Consider the following 318-nt stretch of genomic DNA (forward strand, 5'->3'; position numbering starts at 1 on the left):
CAGCGGACCCATCCACCGGCATCTGGACCAAAGACCTTACGGGGTTGAGCGTGGCAGCGCACAGCTTCACCGCCAAAGCACTGTACGGCGCGGGCCAGACTTCGGGGGCACGGACACTGACCGTGACTGCGGCGGCGGCGCCGACCATCACCAACGCCCAGGATTCCAAAGGCACCGTGATTCCAGATGGCGGCACCACCGTCGACACAACCGTGAAACTGACGGGCACCGCCAGCAAGGGCCAGCAGGTGGAGATCCTCGACGGGGCCGTCAGCAAGGGTAACGCCACAGCGGACCCATCCACCGGCATCTGGACCA

Annotated in this window: 1 pseudogene; it reads left to right on the forward strand. The window is 65.7% G+C overall.

The window, feature by feature from the left end:
* A pseudogene (locus tag J5M72_RS28785) lies at positions 1-318 on the forward strand (hypothetical protein); the annotation flags it as partial.

This window comes from Pseudomonas sp. 58(2021) (genome assembly GCF_017491585.1).
GTDB lineage: Bacteria > Pseudomonadota > Gammaproteobacteria > Pseudomonadales > Pseudomonadaceae > Aquipseudomonas > Aquipseudomonas fluorescens_BT.